This window comes from Paenibacillus sp. 1-18 (genome assembly GCF_000520755.1).
GTDB lineage: Bacteria > Bacillota > Bacilli > Paenibacillales > Paenibacillaceae > Paenibacillus > Paenibacillus brasilensis.
On sequence record NZ_ASSB01000188.1, the window covers coordinates 1 to 340 of the forward strand.

The following is a 340-nucleotide window of genomic DNA, read 5'->3' on the forward strand; positions in this document are numbered from 1 at the left end:
TCACCGATTCCACACACGTCAAAGCCAATGCTAACAGACACCAGTACACCAAAGAACAAGTATTACAGAATACCAAAGACTATGTGGACGAGCTGAACGAAGCGGTGAAGGAGGACCGGAAAAACCACGGAAAAAAGCCTTAAAATCCCGAGAGGAAGTGAACGAAGAGAAAGAGATTAAAGTAAGCAAAACAGACCCAGACAGCGGCTATATGATCCGTGATGGCAAGCCCGAAGGCTTCTTTTATCTGGACCACCGTACGGTGGATACGAAGTACAATGTGATTACGGACGTGCATGTGACACCGGGGAATGTACATGATTCCGTCCCCTATTTGTCC

1 pseudogene is annotated in these 340 nt (G+C 47.1%); it reads left to right on the forward strand.

The annotated features are described in order from the left end of the window. Positions 1–340 (forward strand): annotated as a pseudogene (locus tag L693_RS29955) (IS5/IS1182 family transposase); the annotation flags it as partial.